Source organism: Aminiphilus sp. (genome assembly GCF_029975095.1).
GTDB lineage: Bacteria > Synergistota > Synergistia > Synergistales > Aminiphilaceae > Aminiphilus.
In genome coordinates this window covers 1-2,293 of record NZ_JARKPW010000138.1, presented here as the reverse complement: position 1 = coordinate 2,293, position 2,293 = coordinate 1, and the positions used below count along the sequence as shown (strand labels likewise).

Genomic DNA, 2,293 nt, shown 5'->3' with positions numbered 1-2,293 from the left:
CCACCTCCTTGCCCAGGGACAGGGCAAGGTCACGAACGGTGCGGGGAAAGCTGTCAAAGACCGTGGACAGCGGCATCGTCCTCAGGGATAGGGAAGCCTCCAGCAACTGCCGGGTCAGGGTTTCCCGTGAGAGCAGCTCTTCTTTCAGCGAGGAATAGACATCGGCGAGCATACCGTGCAGTTCGTCCGGGACCCCGTCGCCGGTGAAGTCACGGGAGCCGGACAGCCTTTCGGAAAGCCGGAGCGCCGTCCTGAGACGCGCCAGGGTTTCTCCGGATCTGGTTCCCGCGGCCGTGAACTCGCCCATCAGCCGTATCAGACCGTCAATCTTCTCCGCGGACACGCGAATCGTCTCATCAGTCCAGGGTTTCACCTGGGGCGCGGCAGGCCGCCCTTCCCGGTCCGCCTGGCCGGCGCCCGACGTCTCGTGCGCCTCGTCATTCCCTCCCTGTTCCGCGTCCGGAACCGCTTTTCCCCCACTCGCGGCCTGCGCCAGTTCCGCGCACAGCCCTCCGGCCTCCCCCGGCGCCTCCGCTCCGTCCGCGATCCGATCCAGCATGCCTGCCATGGCGTCGATGCCCCGGAAGAGCAGGGACGAGATCGCATGTGTAGCAGTCACCCTGCCGCTCTTCAGGGCATCCAGGACATCCTCCATGCGGTGGGCGACCGATGAAAGGTCCGGGAACTTCATCATCCGCGACGAGCCCTTGATGGTGTGGGCCGATCGGCAGACTGCGTCAAGCGTCTCCCGATCGCCGGGGTTCCCCTCCAGGGACACGAGACCCCGTTCCATGCCGGCGCAATGCTCCCGTGCTTCCTGGAGGAAGCGGGCAAGCAGTTTTCCGCGATCAATCGCCATTGCCCACCCTCTTCAGCATCTGGAGTTTCCGCCTGCACAAGGTTTCCAGTTCCCGGGCGGAAAAGGAGAACGGCAGGCTCGTCAGCCCGTGCTCCAGAAAATCGCCCTTGTCCAGGATCTTGAGGATTACCTCGTACTCGCGCCGTGCATGTTCCGCTTCACCCCGCTCACGGTGGGTCTCCGCCAGAAAGTAGTGGGCAGGCCAGCAGGAGGGGTGGATGTAGATCGCTTCCCGGAGACTCCGGAGGGCCGACGGGTCGTCCCCTGCCAGCCGCTCGATCAGACCGAGGGAAAAGGATGCGTCAAGGGAGAAGCGATCGATTCGCTGCGCATCGCGATAGGAGGCCCGCGCCTCGTCGAGCCGGGAAAGATTCATCAGGATGCTCCCTTTCAGGGTATGGGCAGGGAGAAGTGCCGGAGATGCTTCGATAACGCCGTCCAGTTCCCGCAGGGCGTCTCCATATTCCCCGGCTTCCCCATGACGCACCGCCTTCTCGAAACCGTCAAGCGAGGGCCGGGCGGAGTGTCCTCCTGATGATCCGCCGGGCAGAGTGTCCCCTCCCGTCACGGGGGTGGGAAAAGAAGCATTCCGAGGACGAATGGCGACACACGGGTCCTTCGCCGACGCGGCCTTGCGTACCCCGCGGGACAGCCGCCGGCTCTCCTGCTCCTGACGTACTCGGACGTCCCCTTTCCTGAAGAGAAAAGCGCCGTCGAGGGGGATCAGGTCCAGAACCCCCCTGTTGTAGAAGAAGGTCTCGGAAGGGCTCGTGAACAGGTAGCCGCCGTCGCTGAGAATCCCGGCCAGTCGCGAGAAGATCCGGTTGCGCACATCCTGGGAAAAATAGATGGAAACGTTGCGGTACATGATGATGTCGACGTTCAGCAGTTCAGGGGGATACTCCCCGCTCAGCAGGTTGAAGGGAAGAAAGACCACCGACTCCCGCAGCCACTCACGCACGCGCCAGGTCCCGGAAGACGTTTCCTCGAAGTATTTCTTGAGCAGTTCCTCCGGGAAGTCCCGGAAAGAGCGTCTGCCGAAAGCGCCCTCCCGCGCCCGGGAAACGGCGCTGGTGTCGATATCCACGCCGATTACGGCAAAGCCGCGAACCCCCTCCCGCCCGTACCGCTCCGCCAGCGAGATGAGGATCGAATAGGCCTCCTCCCCGGTGGAGCAGCCGGCGCTCAGGAGGGTGATCTTCCCGTGCCGGCCGGGGTGCGCCAGCACCTCGGGAACGACCCTACCCGCAAGGAGGGAGAAATGGACCGGTTCGCGGTAGAAATAGGTCTCATTGATGGTGAGGAGGTCGATGAGTTCGCCGAACTCACGGCGCTCCTCGGCAAGCAGGGACAGATAGCGCTCCGGGGATACGGTTGCGCGGGCTTCCATCCTGGCGCGGATCCCCGTTTCCAGCAGCGCCGATTTCTCGTTCT

The 2,293-nt window shown here is 63.9% G+C and carries 2 protein-coding genes; both read right to left on the bottom strand.

The window, feature by feature from the left end:
• The coding region (locus Q1K49_RS08420) for an Hpt domain-containing protein (protein ID WP_300525004.1) at positions 1 to 859 on the bottom strand (859 nt) is incomplete at its 3' end.
• Positions 849 to 2,293, bottom strand: a 1,445-nt coding sequence (locus Q1K49_RS08415; RefSeq protein WP_300525002.1) for a CheR family methyltransferase, incomplete at its 5' end; no start/stop codon positions are given. The genes Q1K49_RS08420 and Q1K49_RS08415, both read right to left, overlap by 11 nt.